Annotated in this window: 11 protein-coding genes; 5 read left to right on the top strand and 6 right to left on the bottom strand. The window is 46.4% G+C overall.

Going from position 1 to position 19,436, the window contains the following annotated elements:
- Positions 1-48 precede the first annotated feature (48 nt).
- From ACQ4M4_RS12470 to ACQ4M4_RS12480, 3 genes are all read left to right on the top strand, one after another.
- Positions 49-1,074 (top strand): AAA family ATPase, encoded by a 1,026-nt coding sequence (locus ACQ4M4_RS12470; protein ID WP_430684806.1) that lies wholly within the window; start codon positions 49-51, stop codon positions 1,072-1,074.
- 9 nt (positions 1,075-1,083) lie between these two features.
- Complete coding sequence (locus ACQ4M4_RS12475) at positions 1,084-3,585, top strand: S8 family peptidase (RefSeq protein WP_430684807.1); 2,502 nt, start codon at positions 1,084-1,086, stop codon at positions 3,583-3,585.
- Positions 3,586-3,658: 73 nt separating this feature from the next.
- Positions 3,659-5,053 carry an N-6 DNA methylase gene (locus tag ACQ4M4_RS12480; RefSeq protein ID WP_430684808.1) on the top strand — a complete coding sequence of 465 codons (1,395 nt, stop codon included), beginning with the start codon at positions 3,659-3,661 and terminating at the stop codon, positions 5,051-5,053.
- Positions 5,054-5,091: 38 nt separating this feature from the next.
- Here the strand turns inward: ACQ4M4_RS12480 and ACQ4M4_RS12485 are convergent, their stop codons facing one another.
- Genes ACQ4M4_RS12485 through drmD form a run of 5 tightly spaced genes read right to left on the bottom strand, consistent with a single transcriptional unit; the run spans position 5,092 to position 15,993 of the window.
- Positions 5,092-6,492 (bottom strand): HEPN domain-containing protein, encoded by a 1,401-nt coding sequence (locus ACQ4M4_RS12485; RefSeq protein WP_430684809.1) that lies wholly within the window; start codon positions 6,490-6,492, stop codon positions 5,092-5,094.
- Between the two features lie 36 nt (positions 6,493-6,528).
- Entirely contained in the window at positions 6,529-10,725 is a 4,197-nt protein-coding gene (locus ACQ4M4_RS12490) for an Eco57I restriction-modification methylase domain-containing protein (RefSeq protein WP_430684810.1), read from the bottom strand.
- A gap of 6 nt (positions 10,726-10,731) precedes the next feature.
- Positions 10,732-11,451, bottom strand: a complete 720-nt coding sequence (locus ACQ4M4_RS12495) for a hypothetical protein (RefSeq protein ID WP_430684811.1) — start codon at positions 11,449-11,451, stop codon at positions 10,732-10,734.
- Positions 11,448-12,812: an AAA family ATPase gene (locus tag ACQ4M4_RS12500; protein WP_430684812.1), complete on the bottom strand. Its 1,365-nt coding sequence runs from the start codon at positions 12,810-12,812 to the stop codon at positions 11,448-11,450. The genes ACQ4M4_RS12495 and ACQ4M4_RS12500 overlap by 4 nt, the downstream gene beginning before the upstream one ends.
- 37 nt (positions 12,813-12,849) lie before the next feature.
- A complete protein-coding gene (gene drmD / locus ACQ4M4_RS12505) occupies positions 12,850-15,993 on the bottom strand; it encodes a DISARM system SNF2-like helicase DrmD (RefSeq protein ID WP_430684813.1) in 3,144 nt (1,047 codons plus the stop codon).
- Between the two features lie 234 nt (positions 15,994-16,227).
- Here drmD and ACQ4M4_RS12510 point away from each other — a divergent pair, with 234 nt between their 5' ends.
- Together ACQ4M4_RS12510 and ACQ4M4_RS12515 are read left to right on the top strand one after the other, a co-directional pair.
- Complete coding sequence (locus tag ACQ4M4_RS12510) at positions 16,228-16,500, top strand: sensor histidine kinase (protein ID WP_430684814.1); 273 nt, start codon at positions 16,228-16,230, stop codon at positions 16,498-16,500.
- A gap of 362 nt (positions 16,501-16,862) precedes the next feature.
- A complete protein-coding gene (locus ACQ4M4_RS12515; RefSeq protein ID WP_430684815.1) occupies positions 16,863-18,668 on the top strand; it encodes a sacsin N-terminal ATP-binding-like domain-containing protein in 1,806 nt (601 codons plus the stop codon).
- Between the two features lie 2 nt (positions 18,669-18,670).
- Here the strand turns inward: ACQ4M4_RS12515 and ACQ4M4_RS12520 are convergent.
- Positions 18,671-19,392 (bottom strand): IS1 family transposase gene (locus tag ACQ4M4_RS12520; protein WP_430684714.1). Its coding sequence is split into 2 segments (ribosomal slippage): positions 18,671-19,095 and positions 19,095-19,392, totalling 723 coding nucleotides; the frame shifts between segments, so codons are not numbered across the junction.
- Between the last annotated feature and the right edge of the window lie 44 nt (positions 19,393-19,436).

Here is a 19,436-nt window from a genome sequence, read left to right on the forward strand (position 1 = left end):
ACTATTTCTTTTGCTGACTGTATAGGTATGTGCTAATCATCGTAAGTCATGACTAGAGCCGATGTCCTTAAAAAATTAATTTTGAGCCACAAGAAGGGTGACGAACGTGCCTTTCGAGAAATTGTGGTTCAAATTATTGAGGAGGAGCGGAAGAAGCATCACCCTGTACTAGCTAATGAGCTAGAGCAACTTTTGAATAATGGTTCGGCTGTAAACGGTTCAAATGGTCTTCATGCCCTTGAGCGCCCTCCCCAGGATTCCGATAAAGGAATTCCCTTGCTTGAGGTGAGGAATCCAGAGCGTTACTTGGAAGAGCTAGTTTTAGAATTGCCGATTCGTAAAGCAATTGACCGCTTAGTAGAGGAATTTCGATCGTGGGAGATTTTGGAGGCAAATGGCTTAAAGCCCACACAGCGCATTCTATTCTGTGGACCGTCGGGATGTGGTAAAACAGCAACCGCCGAAGCGATCGCTTCAGAGCTTGGTTTACCAATGCTATATGTCCGCTTTGATTCGGTTGTATCGTCCCTACTCGGTGAGACCGCTACCAACCTGAGAAAGGTGTTTGACTATGCTCAACGTGGGCAATGGGTCATGTTCTTTGACGAATTTGATGCCATTGGACGATCTCGTGATGATCCCACTGAGCATGGTGAGATTAAACGAGTCGTTAACTCTTTTCTGCAAATCCTAGACAACTTCCGGGGGAGGTCTCTCGTCATAGCAGCAACAAATTTTGAGCAGGCTATTGACCCGGCTGTGTGGCGGCGATTTGATGACATCATTCGCTTTGAAAAACCGTCTTCAGAGGAGCTTAAGCTTCTGATTAAAAAACGGTTACAACCTTTACAGTTTGATAATGCTCATATCAATGAGTTAACTGATGGACTCAATGGGGCAACCTACGCCGATGCAGAGCGAGCTTGTCTCGATATTCGTAAATCCTGTGCTATGCAAGGAATACGCAAGGTTCAAAAACAGGATGTCGCAGATGCAATCTCCCGGTATGCCTATCGACGGAACACTCTCAACCACTCAATTACAGGGGCTACGCCAACGATTGATAAGGAGTAATTAATTGCAATGCCTATTGAGCCGAGCCAGGGAGAATTCTCTCATATACGGTTTGAACGAGTACCGGATTTACAACCCAATCGCAGAACTCGTGGCTTTACCCCTCGTAGACCTCCAACCCCAAGCGATCGCGTAACCCATGCTCAGGAGGTTAATGTTGGGTTTGTTGAGGCAAATGAGCAAGTTGCTGCCACTCGAATGCGGGTTGGTATTGATCCTAGTCGGCTCTTTGTGCTGGAGTTTAATAGTGTCAACCTTGACCTACGGGAAATCATTGAGCGTTATCAAGCCTGGGTAGTTGAGGAGTATTCTGCGAAAGATGGAGAGGATGAAAACTACCGTTTTCTCGTTCAGTTTCCAACAGAAACGTCGCGTCAACTCTTTCTTGATGATCTGCGACTTTACTCAACCGAATCAGAAGAGAGTGTAACGTTACCGCCAGGGATGAGGCGGAATTTTTTTGATGCACTGCAACTGCCAATCCGCCCGCCCTCCCGTGATGAGCGCACTGGTATTCGCTTACGACAAGAAGGATTTCCTGAACAAGAGCCGTTTTATCTTGACGTTGATTTTTGGCATCCTCCCAGTAACGAGGAAACACAGGAATTGAGAAATCAGGTTCGGACGCTTTGTCGCAGCTTAAACGGCAGCGTACTTGAGGATGTGCGTACCTCAAGCCTTTTGTTGGCAAAGATTCGAGCGAATCGAGAGTTGGCTGAAGCATTGCTCGATCTAGATCTTGTCGCACGGGTAGACTTGCCTCCACGCCTTGCACCTGCTTACACGGAGATTCTCAACACAGTTCCTCCACCAAATCTGCCTTTGCCTACTGAAGATGATCCAATGGTTTGTGTGGTTGATAGTGGTGTCTTGTCTGGGCATCCGTTTCTGATTAATTGGGTCATTGAGGAGAATGATTTTGGTACAGGTGAAGAAACCCCAACAGACCTAAACGGGCATGGTACAGCGGTTGCTGGATTGGTAGTTTATGGCAGTATTGCGGAGTGTTTAGAAACGCAAACGTGGGAGCCAAGGGTCAGGATTTGTAGTGCCAAAGTCTTGCGGAACGATGAGTTCAACAATCCAGTTTTTCCTGACGAGCGGCGGGTTGAAGCAATTACTGAAGAAGCAATTCGCTATTTCGTTCAAGAGCGACAGTGCAAGATATTTAATCTTTCGTTGGGTACGGAATGCGAGGTCTATGCAGATGGACGACAGTTTGCGTGGGCAGAGAAGTTAGATGAGTTAGCAAGAGAACTTGATATTGTGATTGTTGTCTCTTCTGGAAATCGCCGTAATCCTCCTATTCCAGACGGTGCGTTGACTCGTGAGCAATTTCAGGAAGTGGTGCGCGATCGCCTTCTTAATGATGCAGAACAACGGCTGTGTAACCCGGCAACGGCAGCATTAGCTTTGACAGTGGGAGCGATCGCCAGTTCAGATGCACTGGGGCGGGATGATTCGGAAAGTGGAGTAAGGTTGCGCGATGCTTTCGCAGCCGCACCACTGGCTGCCCCGCCTCCGTTTACTCGTGTTGGACCTGGCTATGCGTCGAATTCCAGTTCTCCACCAGTAAAGCCAGATTTAGTAGATTACGGGGGCAATTATGCACTGCAAACTATTGCTGGGGGTGATCCAAGATGGACACGAGTTCACCTGAACTTGGGGGAACCAACGCTTTGTTTAGGACAAAATGGACGTTTTATTGGGACAAGTGTTGGTACTTCGTTTGCGGCTCCTCATGGCGCTCATGCAGCCGCGATCGCAATGGCAAGCCTGCAATCCTCCCTGGGGCGAATGCCCTCAGCCAACTTAATCCGAGCATTGGTCGCCAGTGCAGCAACCTTACCGTCTTGCCCAGAGGGGTGGTTGGGTGACGAGAACGACATTTTGCGTCTGGTTGGCTATGGGGTTTGCTCAACTGAAGACTTAATTTGGTCTCGCAAGAATCGAGTGAGGCTCATTGCTGAGGATGCGATCGAAGATAATAAACTGCACGTTTATCGGATTGAAGTTCCTGAGATTTTTCTGGCTACGCGGGGTAAGCGGGGGGTTACTGTTGCTTTGGCGTATGATCCACCAGTACGTGCTAGTCGTCGTGAATATTTGGCACGCACGATGTTGGTCGAAGTGCTTCAGGGTTTGACTACTGAGGAGGTAGAGCTTTACCGGGCAAGGCAGGAGGAGCAGGATGAATCTTCGCTACCCTCCTCATTACCTTCTAGTGCAGAAATAGATCTGCGCCCAACGAAGAGTAAGCTTCAATGGTCAACGCTTCAAGTTCGCAGCAAGACTTGGCAAAGGAGACCATCATTATCGCTTCCCAATGGTGAATCTGAATCTGTTCTTCATTTTGTGGTGCGATGCCAACAACGTTTCCCAGCAGACGACTCTCTGCAAAGGTATGGCTTAGTTATTGTGTTTTGGCATGAGTCAGAACAGATTGAGCTTTACCAAGCATTGCAAAATCGGGTTGCTTTGAGAGCTACTCGTGTTCGGATAAGAGCCTGATAAGTATTTATCCTCATCGTAGCTTTAGATACCCTGTCTTCTCCAAAGGTTATGGTTTCAAGCAATTCGTTTCGTGTTAAACTCTGATCTCACAAATAAAGAAGTACAAACGCACCAGATAGTTATGGCTTCGGGGAAACTTGCCGTCAATCAACTCCTCAGATTACTCATCGAAACGAAAGTCTTACCAGCAGCATTGCTGCAAGGAACTGAGGGTTGGATTGACAATCTTTTAGGTAAGGAAGAGCACGTAGACGATTTTGATTCTTTCGACTTCTATTTGCGCCCCCCTGTAGACAAGTCCATACCTGCGATTGGTTCCGCAAGAGAGTTACTTGCAAGCCGTGAATTGAATAAATGGTTGATCCGTGCTGTAGATCCACAAATTGGGGATGAGATTTACGATCCTTGCTGCGGCAGCGGTGAATTTATTCTTGAGGCGTACAACCACTTAATGGGAAAGTGCAGAAACAGCGAGGAACGCACAAAACTTCGTTACGAGACATTCTCAACAACTAATCCTTCACTTTTAGCTAAAAGCCGTTTCTTACTCAACAATATTAAAGTGAGGGAGGAGCATTCAGAGTTCGACGTTGTTATTGGGAATCCTCCCTGGCAACTAATTTATCCGAAAACGCTGACTCCCCCAGCCGCAGCAATATCTGAGATTAGAAAGCGTCTAGGCTGGACTAAAGACGGTGGAAGGCTTGGACTGATACTACAACCCCATTTGTCTGATAACCAAACAATCTTGAAGTACTGCCAAGCCAACTCAGCAATTTTAGATTCTAAGATTTATCCCTTGAACTTGTGTGGAATTCAAACAGATGTTTGGTTACTGCACTTGAGGAGATTTACAGATCAAGAGATATTGAATTTCTACAACTCCAGTCAGGAAATTCGCTTAATCGACGTAAGCGGCTCACTGAGTAGAATGGAACTTGATCTGTACTGCTTAATTGCAACTGATTACTTCCATTACGCACGATTTAGATTGCTCTGCTACGAAATTAGAGCTTCAGAATTTCAGTCATGGTTTGAGAGAATCATGAAGAAATACGATGACAGTTTTCAGAAAATCAAACTTGGTGGCAAGCAAGGTGACTGGGCTTGTGATGGAATCTCTTACAGAGACAACACTTTTTTCCAATGTTATGCTCCCCACTCTATTAAAGATTCCGTGTTTGCAAAAAAGATGGAGGAGAATTTTGACCGGGCTTTAGAAAAATGGGGTCATCTCTTAATTAAGAAATGGATCTTTGTCCACAACTCAAATGAAGATTTACCTCCCAAATGCACTAAAGTTCTACTGGAGATTAAGGAACGTGCCAATAAGCTTGGCATTGAGATCGAAGTATGGAATCCTGAAAGCCTTTGGAAGATAATTCAAAGTTTTGGTCTTTCCGATAGGGAAGAAGTTCTTCGCATTACTATGCAGACTTTACCTGTCCAGATCTCAATTTCATAATTCAATTACTCTAAAGTAGAAGTTTAATCGCCATCTACTTAATTGTTAGTTCCTTTTGTCTCTCGTATTGCAAACTGATACCGCTCATTTTTGTCGAATAAAGCAACACATTGTTCAGAGGAGAAGCCCAATTCCTTGAGAAAACAGGTTTGCAGAAGAATTTCTAAAGTATAGGTAAGCCAATACAAAGCTCCCCCTTTCACAGCTTTCTTCTGAAGTGATTTATCATAATGAGTTAAATAATTACGAGTATCTCGCACCTGTTTAATAAACGGTTCTTCGTCATTCACTAGTGGTGCAATAATCTCTCGTGTCTCTTTCACCAGATATACAAGGCGTTCCTTTAAACTCGGTTCGTTGCTAAAGGCTAGTTTCTGTTTTAGCCATTCTTTATCCCCTTCAGATGCATTATTGACTATTCTGTTGATGCGTTTCTCATGCTCTTGCTTAGGTAATATGCGATTGGATCGCCTTCTCCGATGATATGACTCTACTGCTTGAACGATATTAAGAAAGTGGTTCTCCTGATACATTCTTTGGCTGTATCGAGTGCTAAAGAAAAGGTTGCATACACTATCTAGTTCAGCCGCAATTGTAAGCCATTGCGCCATCGTATCTCCAAAGGTTTCTTGAATATCCTTTAGTTCAAACAGAAGATCATCTCGCAATAAACGATCCTTCTGTCTTGTTTCGGTATATACACTGCGGTAGATAATTTCAATGGAAACATCTTGTTTGGTGAAATGGGGAGTCTCCTCAATTGCTCGATCTCCATAGGGAGAAAATCCTAGAACTCGTGTCACAGAGTTGGGTCTATCAGTTGCTAAAGTAATAAAATTTTGAAGTGTGAAGATAAGCTTTGACATCCACTCTTCAAAAGATAAGTGTTCCTGCGATTTAATTTCAAATGTTGCAGACTGACTAAAGTTTATTTGAAATGGCAACCCAGAATTATGCCAAGTATAAACCAGTGAGAGAACACCCTGACTTGTATTGCCTCGAATAGGTTCAGGGCGAGTATATGAAAAATCAAATCCTCGAATGTTATAGTTATCTTCTTCAAGTTCTTCCTGTCTTCTAATTAAAGGAAGATTAGCCCAATCAGCTAAGTAACTATACTCAACTGCTATTCGATGAAACTTCATTTCATCAAGATTAGAAAAATGAGCACCAATAAAAGCGGTCTTTACAGAGTATTTCTCGCTCTCAAATCCAGGAGAAGATGAACGTGAATGAATGGGCTTATTTCCACAAAGCGTAACTAATTTACCTTGAGTTACACCCAAAATAATTGGACAATCTACCTTGCGGTATTCTTGAAAAGAGCCTATTAGTTCTAGTCGGATACCAGTTGAACTAGAAAATTTCAATAGACCAGATACTTGAAAGTCTGGATCAGACGGAATCCACCAAATGCCTACTTCTTCTAATTCTTGCATTTCATAACCTCATCTCATAACCTCAGAAGTTTTTTATCAGAACAACCTACCCTGCATTGGCTCCTCTGAGTCTGCTTTAGAAGGCTTTGCTTTGCTTGCTGCCTTTTTCCCCTTGCCTTTTGCCTTCCTATCGTGCAAACCCTGGGCAACCTCTTCGGCATACCGTTGATGGTTCAACTCCAACAGCCGATCGAGCACTTCGCGCCTTGCCGTTTCGCTGATGGTGAAGCGGATGCCTTGTTTGGTGGTGTGGAAATCGTGCCCTAAGTCGAGGTCTTGCCAACCGTAGGCGATCGCCACCTCCCGATCCATCTCAATGTGCAAGTCTCGCAATTTATGAATATCCTCTGCTGTCTCGTTGGGATCATGGAAGCGATTGTAGGTTTTGGTCAGCCCTTCCTGCCGATCGCGCATGACTGCCTGACGATGGGTGTAGTAGGTTTCGCCAATCGTGTTGAGGGTTGGGAATTGGGTGCTGAGGTCTGAGGGATCGAATGTGGGGAAGGGAAAGGTTTCAAAGCAGTCTGAGGGAGTATAACGAATGTCAGTCCTCATACTAGATGCATAATATTTCAACCACTCTGTATGTACTGCTCCTTGTAAGACTGCAAAGGCGGCGAATTCTTCAAAAGCGAAAGCTACAGTTGCTTCCGAAATAACCATATTAGTTGAAACAAAAGCAATTGAATTGATATTGCTAACACGCGCACGAATTAAGAATTGACTCAGAGGTGCAATTGACTCATAAAGTACTGTTGTTGGTCTTTTGAACTGCCACCATCGCTCTGCTTCATCTCGGTCTGTTGCGTTACCTGTGGCTTTTTTATCTCTTTCAGGCTTTACTCTTTCCTCTATGATTGATAAACAGTCAGGATAATTTGTTGCATAAGGCTCACCTTTTGGCTTTTCTAGATCATCATGTTCTACGCTCAAAGGGTAGTTCTTAAAGTTAATGATCCAACGACTTGCAGATTGATCGGGGCGTGAGTTCAAATCTTCACCGTTAAGATAGGGAAATAACACATCCTTATTTCGTTGGTCTTTCTCAATGAGAGCTTGCGCTTCTTCAGGCGTTAAGACAAATCCCATTCCAGATGGCTTGCTTCCTAAAAAGGATTTTCCCTGATTAATAATTAGTTTATAGGGGCTACCTGTCGCCTTACCTACTTTCGTTAAGAGAGATGTGATTCCAGTGACAGAAGTTGAATCTAAAATGTATTCACTGTGCCATTTCTGTTTCTGTATCCAAACGTAAGATACCTCTAAACTTGCGCTTCCAGTCCAGGGACGACTCGATACAGCGCGAGTAATCACGTTTCCATTCTCAACTAGCTGATCTAATCCAACTTCACGGGTGTCTCCCTGAGCGATCGTATTTGTTGCAACTAAGCCAAATCCTCCAGAGTCGTTAAGTAGGGAGCTTGCTTGTAAAAAGAAGTAGGCACATAAATCTGCACTACCTCGCTTCTCAAATGCAATAAATTTAACGATGAAATCTCGATAGTCTGTACCCAAGACACCTGTAATCTTAGAACCACCTTGAAATGGTGGATTCCCAACGATCGCACTAAATCCCTTCGTTCCACCTTCCAAAAACACTTCAGGAAACTCCAACAACCAATGAAATGGTTTTCGTGGCGGTTGATTTACTGGATTTCCCAGGTTTAACATTCGTTCTGCACTTGCCTTCAGTGCCGTAATGTCTCGCGTTTGTTCTTCTGTTGCTTTTCCTGCTAATTCCTGTTCAATTCGCTGCGACACCACCATCAAATCTTCCGTCGTCAAATCAGACGTTTTCCCGGCATCTGCCAACGCTCTACCAATCAAATAATCCCCCACAAACCGAAGCCGATCGATCGCCCGTTCTGCCTCCTGAAACAGCCGTTCCTTTTCCTGTAAATCTTCAATGCCATTGACGCTAAAACTTTCCAACTTGCGGCGTTTGGCGATCGCATCCTGCAAAATCGGTCGCCAAATTTGGGAAGCGATCGGATACTGCACCACTTCATTGTCTGGATTCAGATTCAAATACTCAATCTGTTCAGCACGAGTAATCCCCAACAGCGAATCACCCCACTTCAACGAATGATTCAGAAACGTAAATGGTCGCCCCTTCGCCAACGTCACCAGCCACAGCGACAGCTTTGCCATTTCAACGGCTAACGGGTTTTTGTCTACTCCATAGAGGCAGCGATCGGCTACAATCCGTCGCGCCACCAGCAACCGCTCATCCAAATCTTTTGGAATCGGGCATTCCTCTGGACGTGCCCCCGACAGCGTTCCCTCTGGCGCAATCACCACCTGCCCCGGATGCTCTGCCTCCGCCTGTTGCCACGCCTCCACCAGCTTTCCAGCCAGATAGCGACAGGTCTGCACCAAAAACGCGCCACTCCCCATCGCCATATCGCAAATCTTCAGTTGCAGCAATTCCGCCGCCGATCGCAACCGCCACTGTTCCTTCGGCTTACCCTCTGCCACCCCCTCAAACACCAACGGCTCCAGCGTGTACTGCACAATCTCTTCCGTTAGATTACGCGGTGTGTAGTGCGTCCCAGTCTGACGGCGATCGACCCCCTCCGTCACATACACCGACCCCTCCAGAATCACCACCGGATAGCCCAGCGTATCTTGCCGGATCAACCCCGCAAAGGGAAGGACGCGATCGAACAGTTGCGGGTCATTGTTGCAAGCTGTCCGCAATCGCTGCTGGTCGCGTGGTTCAATCTCTGCACTCAACGCTTTCTTCAACGCAGCAGGCGATCGCCCCGTCTGCTCCTTCAACCAGGTTAGCAACGCCGCTTCACCCTGCGCCTGAAACCGCTCTAGCTCACTCAGTTCAACCTCTGGCTCCTCATAGCGAGTTCCTACTAACCCCAACACTGTTGCAGTCGCTCGCACCGCCGTGTGATCCAGCAAGCCTTCATAGACGTGCCCAATCTGCTCAATATCCAACGCCCGAAACGACAACCGACGCGGCTCCACCCCTGCACCCTGCACCCGAATTTGCAGAATCTGCAACGCTTCCAGCAAGTGCAACACAATCCGGTTATTAATCCGCAGTGGGTCAGCCCCACTCGTCTGCCACTCCGTCCCTTTGACTCGCCCCTCTAGAAACGGAAAGCGATCGGGGTCAAACAAACTTCCCCCATAGGCTGGAAGCTGCAACGTATCGTGAAAGATGCCACCATACACCGCCCGAAACGTCGCCAGTAACCGACACCAGGCATCCGATCGCCGCTCCAATACTTCCTCCCCATGCTGATCCGCGTGCGATCGCAACTGTTCCCGCAACGTAGACACCGCATAGTGCTGGTCATAAATCGGATCGCCTAACAGCAGCAGTCCCCGTTCTTCGGCACAAAAAAGAAACACCAGTCGCATCATCACCGTCAATGCCGCCTCGTAAAGCTGCGATTCAGGGATGTTCTTCAGCAAAGTTCCGTTCTGGTCTTGGTCGAGGCGGGCGATCGCCTGCACCAGCACCTCCACTGCCCGTCGCACCTGATAGCCCAACTGGTCAGTGACTTCCTGCTGATCCGTCAAGCTCTGGGTCAGCAGTGCCTCCAGCGTCTCGGAGTCATCCACCCCAAAGAACCGCCGCACCCCCAGCAAACTCCGAAACGCTCGTAGCGTCAGATGCTCTTCCACCCAAAGCGTGCTGTACCAGGAAATAAACCCGGTGGTTTCTCCTTTTGGCGCATTCACCAGCATCCAGTGTTCGCCGTTCGTCACCAGCCCCAACCGCACATTGCAGGCGTGCAGCAATTCCATCATCCGTGTCGCTGGACTCGCTGCCCACCGCGACCCCTTCAACGGCTTCTCTAACCCCTGCTCGGCTGGAACAATCTGCACCAATAATCGAGGCTTTCCTGCATCCGCTGTCCCTGTTGGATTCACAACCACCCAATCTGGACGCAGCGTTTCGTTTTGTTCAGCGATCGCCACATTCAACCCTGATGGAATCTGCTGCCCACTCCGCAACACTTCCTCTGGTAGTTCCAGGGTTTGCTTCAAGACAAACTCTACCCACGCTCTATGAATGGCTGGCTCTGGCTTTAGCCCAAGCTGATTATCTTGCCACTCCTCATACGCCGATCGCAACAGCTTTAAATGCTCCGGGTCATGGGCATCCAATCCAGCAGGAAACGTCTTGAGCAGTACGGGCAGACTCAAAAATGGACCCGATGCTTCAACCAGCGACAACCATTCAGCGTGATGACGTGCAGTAGACATAGAAGGTTAAGGAATATGAGGTTGAATGTGAATGAGAGCAAAAGCACTATACTCAGCGTCTGGTTCACAAGATTCTTTCAAAAGGGCTACTGCTTCTATATGTCCGGTCTTAGCAAGCTCAAGTAGAGCAATTAGCGATTTAACATGCAGACTACGAATCTTCAGTAGTTCTTTACGGTTCAACTCAAAAATCCGTTCGACCTCTTGCCCTCTAATATCGCGACCATAAACACTTGCTAGCCCAGCAACCTTATCCCAGGAAAAGTCGAGATGAGTATTGGGATCTGTTATTCCATCTGTTGGATCAATTAGTAATGGATTGCCAGCAGAATCAACAGGAAAGTTCGTTCCTTTATGTCCAGCATCGTTGCAAATATCACAAGAGAGAAGAAGATTTGTCCACTCAAAAGCTAAGTGTTCAAACGCTGGATCGCCTTTGGGACGAAAGTGTTCAATAGCACCATAAGTTATGTGGTTGATTTTACTCTCACAATATGCACACTTACCTGAAAACATTTCTATAAGAGCATTTTTTATATCATCATGTCTGTATTTTTCTAGGGCTTGTTTGAGCTTACCCTGAGCTTGTTTGATATCACTCTCAGTTTTGGAAGGATCAGCGAGTGTGGCATTTAAGTTGGCTCTTGCTTCTCCTACCTTTCTCAACCACTTAGCACTATTCCTCGTGATTGCGCTAGGTTGAGGTGTTCTTGGCACAGGAATCATTGAGGTAACGTCTCCTCAAGAAAAGCATTAATCCTTGCTTCTAAGGTTCCTGGCTCAGGTTCAATGCTAAGAGGTTGGGCTTCTTTCATAAAAAGAGATAGCTGTTCATAATCTTGCTGCTCTTCGGGTGTGAGATGATCCCGCTTTCTTCTTAACTGGTGGTAACGCTTAATCTTTCTGTCAGTTGCGGGCGAATGAGTGGATTCAAGACCAAATGCTGGACTCCGCAAGATACGATCGGCATCAAGAGCCGATAAATCGTCAATTTGAGTAATTCTTATTTCCCCGCTTTCAATATCTAAACGAAGTGTGAGAGCATCTTCTCCACCGCCAGCAGCAACTAGTGGGCTATGAGTTGCCACAAAAAACTGTAGTTTTGGAAAAGCTTCTTGTAACCATCCTGCAATTTGCCTTTGCCAAGAAGGATGTAAATGAATATCTAGCTCATCAATTAAGACAACTCCCGATGCTTGTGTTGGATCATCCAAATCTGGAAATGCTTGAATTAGTCGCCAAATTAAATCACCAGCCAAAGCAATCACACTTCTAAAGCCATCGGACAAACTAACAGTTGGTACTTTCCGACCATCGACACTGAACTGAATAAGTCCATCTGCTGTTACCTCAGTAATTTTCACATCTCCTGGCAACAGTCTTGTAATTGCTTTTTCACCCACCTCGCGCATTTGACTGGCTCGTGAGTCTGTTGGGTTTTTTGCTAATCGGTAGTCTAAGTAAACCATCCATCTCTCAAAGGAGTTCAATGCACTATCCTCATTAAATTGAGTGATGAAATTACTAGAACGCTTTGGTTGATCAAGGCTGGGGATAAGAACTTGACTCACTCGTGTTAATCGGCGAAAAGCTCCGTAGCCAACAGCAAACCAGCCTTGACTGTTGGAAGCAAAAGCGTTTGTCCTTAGCCAACTAAGAATCTTTGAGGTTTCTTCGATTAGAGCAGGCTCAGTATAAGTTTCCTTTTCTTTGCCAGTGCCAACTTGAACGGCTTGTGTACCAGTAACAAAATATGAGTAGGAGAATGATCTACGGATTTTTTTATCTCCAAACACTCCTAAATCCCCGTCCTCTTGGTGCAAAGTTGCACTTAGCTTTCCTGGAGTAGCAGAGTTACGCACCCAACCTGTAGGGCGAGGGAGAAGTTCCTTTGCAGCTTCAGGACCAGCTAGAAGCAATGCTAAGGCTTGAAGTAAAGTACTCTTCCCAACTCCATTTTCTCCCAGTAAGGTAATCCACTTATAGGGTTTAGCTCTATCACGGCGATTTGTATCATTCCTCGTAAAGGAAATCTCTTGCGCCTGAAAGCACTTGATGTTTTCGAGCGTGATGTTTTCAACCCACATATTTGAACCTATTCGGTAGATTTCTCATAATACGCATCTATCTTGCCAGTTTCTGCGGAACTAGGAACATAACTGCCAATGGGAACAGTCGTGCTGACGGGTTCTCAAACCGCTTACGGATCAGGTTGGTCTCCTGTTCAATCTCCCTGGGAATTTGTTCTGCCCTGGCTTTGAGGCTATTCATATTGCGCTCAAACTGCTCCCGCTCCGGTGTACTGAATAGGGTCAATTGCTCGACCTGCGGTTCCTCCAACTCCTTCAGGATGCTCTTCTGCAATTCCGTCAGAACAGCAGTGATATCAGCAATCTCCTTTTCTGCCCGATTCTGCAAATCCCGTTGCAGGCTCGTGCTGCGTTCGCCCCTGCGTACCTCTAATGCCTGCATCAATGGGTCGGCATACTTGTCCCACATCTCTGCCAACTTCTGCTGCATCGTGTCGGGAATAGAGCCAGAGGTGATTGCCCCTAATGCGGCTTGCAGTTGCATCACTCCCAAACGGCTAAATCGCCCTTCCTTCAACACCCCACCTGCCGTAATCACCTCTTCGTGGAGCCGTTGTTGGTCACTCCCTAAAATCACGAGCCGTCCATATGCCACCACAGCCGGGGTTTCTATCCCTGCCTTGGATGTCACAACTCTGGCAGTAACCCGATGGAGATTCTTCCGGTTCTCGGTAGACCAGACCTCAGCCCGCAAGAGCCGCAGACACATCTGCACCAACCGATGATTCAGGTGAGCCAGCACCACATCATCGCGTCCGTGAGCCGCATCGGGATCAAACACGATCGGACGAATTTCTTTGGTGTGGGGATGCTCCAACCCTTCAGCACAAGCTGCCCAACTACTCTTTAATTGAGGCAGATGAAAGGCACGCCCTTTCATCTCTTCAACTTCTGTCTCAATCAAGGGGGGTTGATCTGCTAACTCCAACCCAATCCGTACCACTGACTCAATATTGTCTGGAGTCAGGCGTAAATTTTGCTGTGTTTCATGCAGTTGCTCGCGGAGCTTTTCAATTTGCTCCCGTACCTTACGCTCAAACTTCAGCATCCGTCGCACAGGTTCTGACTCCCGCTCTGCCCTGGAGGTATCCAGCGTCATCCGTCGCCCTAGCATTGCCTCCTCAACCTGCGCGGCAATCACCGGACCTACTTTCCCCAGATCCTCACGGATATTGTTTACCTTCAGCGCCGCCCGCATCAGGAACTCTAAGTCCCCTTCCAAATCACCGGGACGAGCACCGCTGGTTGCCTGCTCCTGGTAGTCCTTACCGACGAAGTGGTAAATTTTGACCTCGGTTGCTCGCTGTCCATGACGATCAACCCGCCCGTTCCGCTGCTCCATCCGATTGGGGTTCCAGGGAATTTCGTAGTGAATCAGCCTTGAACAGAAGTTTTGCAGGTCCAAACCTTCAGAAGCCGCATCAGTCGCCAGCAGAATTCGTACAGGCGAAACATCCGGATGTGCCTGAAACGCTGCCTTCACCGCTTCGCGATCGTCTGAATTCATCCCGCCATACAGAGTCATGAGGCGATCGCCCTGCACTAACCCCTCTGATGCCATCAGGTTATAGAGCCACTTCTGAGTTGCTCGGTACTCAGTAAAGATAATCACCCGCTCGTTTGACCACTGCCCATTGGGGCGAATCGTCTCGTTGATCCAATTGAGCAGTTGGGTTGCCTTCGCATCAGGTTGCCGGGAAGCGGATTCCGCCCAATCCAGCATTTCCTTCAGTAAGCTCTGTTCTTCCGGGGTCAATGTCCGAAACAACCGACTGGTGTTACCAACCGACTCATCCGTTGCTGATTCGTACACCTCATCGTCAGCAAATTCTTCCTCCACCTGCTCTAGCTGTCGCCGCAAAATACCCTCAGTGGGTTTAGCACTCAGGCTGCTGGTTTGACGACGACGGGCAGTTGATAATGACTCTTGGTGTTGAGTCAGCGTCGTCAGAAAGGCTTGAGGTGAGGAAAACAACCGCTTCTTCAGCAGTTTCAAGACAAACTCTGTGGCGTATTTCTCAACGTTGTCGTCAACTCCCTTCGTCCGCAGTTCCGTGTACCGTTTCAACGCGGCGTGAGCCTTTCGCTCCGCCTGGGGATAATCAACGGCAATCGCCTCCAGTTTGCGACCAGGAAACATGGGAGAACCGTCCCAGTTCTGCATCTCCTGCTTCAATCGCCGCACCATGACCACTTGAAGCTGGTTTCGATCCGGTTCAACGCCTCTGGCAAACCGTTGGGCATCCAGTAGTTCCAACAGTGCCGTAAAGCTCTCTGGGTAGCCATTGTGGGGAGTTGCCGTTAAAAACAGTTTGTGTTCAAAATGGGGAACCAGCAACCGAATCGTGGCAGTTCGCTGGGAGTCGATCGCGTACTGCCCACTGCCAGAGGGAGCCACGTTATGGGCTTCATCCACAATCAGCAAGTCAAATCGGCGAGGGTAGAGGGACTCACCTTCAGCGGGTAGGACTTCCCGGAACAGGCGGAGGGGGCGATCGCGCTTGAGGAAATCGATCGAGGTAATGAGCCGGGGAAAGTGAACCCAGGGATTAACGTGAATCCCCCGCTGCCGCCGTAAGTCCTTCATCAACGCGCTATCGACAATGCGGAAATCCAGACCGAACTTGTCCCGCATCTGATCCCGCCACTGGATTTGCAAGGCAGATGGGCAGACGATTAGAATTCGGCGACAGCGATGGCGAATAATCAGTTCTTGGGCAACTAATCCAGCTTCGATCGTCTTGCCCAATCCCACATCATCAGCAATCAGCAAGTTCACACGGGGCATTTGAATTGCCCGTACAACTGGATCAAGCTGATAGTCCTCAATATCGATGCCACTACGGAATGGAGCCTGAAGCGTGCGGATATCCGCAGAAGAGGCAGCACCCCACCGTACTGCATCCAGAAACGCATCAAGGCGTTCAGGAGAATCAAATCCGGTTGGCTTAGGAAGTTCCGTTTTCTCGTGAACGTAAACCCCTGGCTCCAGTTCCCAGATGACCTGCAACTCCTCTCCTAAAGCATCATCTTCAACTGAAGTCAGAGTGACGAGGTGGTGGGCTGACTGAATTCCTTGAATGAGAGGACTACTCGGTAAAGTTGCCTTCTGGACTCCTGTAACGACATAGCGACGCTGCCGGACATCAACGAGTTGACCTTGATCAGGGGGAGACATGATACGCCTAATTTTCAGAGTCCTTATATATAGTTCCCACTCCGCGTAAATACTCAGCAGACTTCGTTAAAACTTAATGAAGCCATGTTGGTCGCGCTCTGTACACGATCTCCGCTAGGTGGTGGCTCAGAAGACTCTTGGTACACCAGTCGAGTCGATTGAGCTAACCACGCTGGAGTTTGAACTCCTCCACTTAAACTTTCTGGTTGTTCAACCTCAACCCTTAATACAGAGGTGGTCCGTTCCTTAGCCATTCAGGAACGTCAGGAAGTTTGTCGTTTAACCCTCGATTGCCCTGATTTTCTTCCCCCGATCTTTGCTGACCCCGATCGCACCCAGCAAATTCTGGTCAATCTGGTGACGAATGCGTTGAACTGTACGCTGGAGACTAGCGTCACGGTTTCGGTGAGTTATGACCCGAAGTACCTTTGGGTTAGTATCACGGATACGGGGATTGGCATCTCTGCTGCGGATTTATCGCGTGAATTCGATCGCTTTCGGCGTTGAGGGCGATCGAGGGAACTGCGGCAGGAAGGATTAGGGATTGGGTTGATACTCACCAAACGGTTAGTAGAATCTCAGTCTGGTCGAATTGAGATAGAAAGCGATTTGGGGCGAGTACATTTCGATTTTCTCTGCCACAAGCCAAGTATTAATGCTTAATGGAAACCGACAAGGAAAAACTTACTCCAGTCTCGATTGTACTTGTGAAATGTAAGGTGGAGTGGTCTGAAGAAACATTGAAGAAATTAAGGTAGCTTTAAAGACCACAGTAGAATGTGAAGTATTTATTGGCTGCTATCAGATTTTGTGGTGAAATCTAAGCCATTTGTAGGTAGCCCTGATTTTGCAAATCGTCAGAAGTGATTATGATTCAATCAATTGAAGATGGCAGGAGAGAAGCTGGAGATCGGTCAATTGCTGACAAAATAGTAAAACGCTTACATGATTTAGAAAAAACTGTTGAGAATAACCAAGGGCGTTGGGCTTGGGAACTCTTGCAAAATGCGAAGGACAGTATAGCGGAGGATGATAGCAGAACTGTATCTGTCCAGATACAGCTTGATGAAGAAAGTGTTGAATTTAGGCATAATGGAACCCATTTCACAGATGCAGATGTAGTAGGGCTAATCAGCCAAATTTCTTCTAAAGAAGTTGAAGAAGGACAACAAACTAAAAAAACAGGTAGGTTTGGAACAGGTTTTCTTACAACACACCTGCTTTCAAGGGTAATTAACATTAAGGGAATTTTAGAAGCACCCGATAGAAGTTTTTATGAGTTTGAATTTTTATTAGATCGGCGAGGCAGAACAACAACGCAACTTATGCCTCGAATTGCAGATTCCTGGAAACATTTTCGTGAATCCATTAAAGAAATAAACACTGATTACAATAAAAACGGATTTAATACGTCTTTTTGTTACCATTTAGAAACAGAAGAACAAAAAAGAATTGCCAAAATTGGAGTAGAAGAATTTTCAAAACTAATCCCTTTCGTTTTAGCGTTTGTTCCCAAGATAGAAAAAATTGAAATTAGAGACAATATTAGTAAAAGCACTACTTCATTTGAAAATAGAAGGGAATCAGGTGATGATTCCATAGTGCATATTTCACAAATAAAAAATGGCAAAGAAGCTGATATTTTAATTTTGTGTCTCTCTAATGAAAAAGTTGCAATTGCTTCTAATGTTGAGAAAGTTGAAAAAGGCTACTTAATCAAGAGCATAAAAGGGTTCCCAAAACTGTTTTGTGACTTCCCTCTTATCGGAACTGAGAATTTTCATTTTCCTGTAGTTGTCAATAGCTTCTTTTTCAATCCTCAAACAGAGAGAGATGGAATTTGGTTAAAAGGTATTGATGATGAAGTAGAAGAAAATCAAAAGCTTTTAGAAAGTGCTATTGAATTATATCAAGAACTAGTTTCTAAAATTGCAGAGGAGGATTTTTTTGATTTACATAATATTGTAGAAACTAGAGTACCTTCTACAGACAGTAGATATTTTGATGAGCAATGGTATAAGGCATCTATCCAAGAACCAGTTAGAGACTTTATTTATAGTGTCAAAATTGTTGAGCTTGAAGATGATACCTCTGAAAAAAGCGCAATTAAGGATTTATGCTTTCCAGAGAAAGATTTCTCGGAAGCCATAAGAGAGAAAATTTGGGGGTTTGTTTTTGATTTAGCTCCACATGCAGTATGTAGAAAAGCTCACATTCATGATTGGTGTAATATATCGTGGGATGGGTGGAAGATAGTAGATTACCGAGTGCTAGTAAATGGTTTAGCAAAACAAGAAAATATTAGTAAGCTTGGTCTGGTTTTAAGAAAAAACGAGCAAGATACTTTTGAATGGCTAAACTCATTCGGTGAATTTGTTCTTAATAATGAGAGTAACCTCATACTCTTTGAAAAAACTCTGGCTATTCCTAATCAAAATGGAGCTTTTGAGAAGAAAATAAACCTGTACATTGATGCTGTACAAGATGATGAGCTAATTTATGTTTTAGCCTTACTAGGTGATGACTGGAAGGAAATTCTACTTCATAAAAATGTAAGTTTTATAAGAGAACATATTAAGGAAAAAAAGAAAAGCGATATTGCAGTCAGAATAACAGAAACTTTGAATAGAGAGCTAAAGAAACCTTTCTATGAAAATAATGAAAACCTTGGGTAGTGCTAAAGAGGTAAGGATGCATTGTAGTAATGAATGAAAAACCAAATTGCTCCAATGTGATTCTCCAGTTTCTTGGAAAACGAAAGGGTCTTGCGAACCAAGCGTGAGACGCGTTGCCGTAACGTACAGTTAAAGCGCTCAATGTGATTGGTCTGTCCGCTTTCTTTGCCAACAGAACGGTGCCGCTGGGGCGGTAAGACCGCACGGTATGCCTGCCAAAAGTCGGTATAACAGAGGGCACACTGGCGATAGACCGCTGGCAAAGACTCCCAAAGGGCTTGAGCACCTTCCTGGCTCCGGTCACCAATATGTACGCCTACGATCTCACGTGTACTGCGGTCAAGCGCCAACCAGATCCACTGTTTATTCCCTTTGTGACCCACAAACGACCACGCCTCGTCACATTCCAGGGTCAAGCGCCCCTTTTTTTGGTGCTCACCGTGACTTGGCGGGGCACCTGCTCGTATTTGGCATTGACGTATTGCTGAAGCCATAGTTCGGAAACGTCGGTGACTCTCGCAATCCCGGCGAGTGGGATCTTCTCGAGCAGCAGCTTGTCAATGAGGCGTTTAGTGCCTTCGTCGATGACCTTGTTTTGCGGGTCTTGGACGAACTGGCGACCGCAGTCGCTGCATTTGTGGTTTTGCTTGCCGTTATGGATTCTGCCGTTTTTGACCACGTGCTCTGAGCGGCAACTAGGGCAGCAGGGGACTGTTAAGGGCATGGCTAAGTTAGAGCGCAGCAGATTAGACATAGCATTTCAGCAGC

The organism is Leptolyngbya sp. AN02str (assembly GCF_050565595.1).
Classification (GTDB): Bacteria; Cyanobacteriota; Cyanobacteriia; order Elainellales; family Elainellaceae; genus Kaiparowitsia.

Excerpts from the sequence above, each read along its gene's own strand:
- drmD (WP_430684813.1), bottom strand. The coding sequence starts at position 15,993 with ATGTCTCCCCCTGATCAAGGTCAACTCGTTGATGTCCGGCAGCGTCGC.
- ACQ4M4_RS12515 (WP_430684815.1), top strand. The coding sequence starts at position 16,863 with ATGATTCAATCAATTGAAGATGGCAGGAGAGAAGCTGGAGATCGGTCA.
- ACQ4M4_RS12490 (WP_430684810.1), bottom strand. The coding sequence starts at position 10,725 with ATGTCTACTGCACGTCATCACGCTGAATGGTTGTCGCTGGTTGAAGCA.
- ACQ4M4_RS12495 (WP_430684811.1), bottom strand. The coding sequence starts at position 11,451 with ATGATTCCTGTGCCAAGAACACCTCAACCTAGCGCAATCACGAGGAAT.
- ACQ4M4_RS12475 (WP_430684807.1), top strand. The coding sequence starts at position 1,084 with ATGCCTATTGAGCCGAGCCAGGGAGAATTCTCTCATATACGGTTTGAA.
- ACQ4M4_RS12500 (WP_430684812.1), bottom strand. The coding sequence starts at position 12,812 with ATGTGGGTTGAAAACATCACGCTCGAAAACATCAAGTGCTTTCAGGCG.
- ACQ4M4_RS12470 (WP_430684806.1), top strand. The coding sequence starts at position 49 with ATGACTAGAGCCGATGTCCTTAAAAAATTAATTTTGAGCCACAAGAAG.
- ACQ4M4_RS12485 (WP_430684809.1), bottom strand. The coding sequence starts at position 6,492 with ATGCAAGAATTAGAAGAAGTAGGCATTTGGTGGATTCCGTCTGATCCA.